General features: G+C 49.2%; 1 protein-coding gene. It reads left to right on the forward strand.

Annotated elements, in window-relative coordinates; translation table 11 throughout:
• A partial coding sequence (locus tag ACXAG2_RS20925; RefSeq protein ID WP_474870266.1) for a hypothetical protein occupies nt 1–266 on the forward strand: 266 nt, incomplete at both ends.

The raw sequence follows: 266 nt of genomic DNA on the forward strand, positions 1-266 counted from the left end.
TGATATCGATACCTGGCAGTTTGAAGGTAGTGCCGGTGAAGAAGTCACACTGCACATTACCGACGAATCTGGTACTGACTTTGCTCCTTTCGTACAGATCTACAGCCCTTCCGGTATCTTCGTAAACAGTAAAGTTGCCCACGGCGTTGTCCGCTTTGATCGCCTGGAGCTGAGCGAGTCAGGAAACTACACCGTTGTTGTGCAGGATGGAGCTATCGCTTACTCCAACGACCATGATGACACCGGCGATTATCGTATCTATTTTG

The sequence above is a fragment of the Alteromonas sp. ABH4_456 genome (assembly GCF_056160645.1).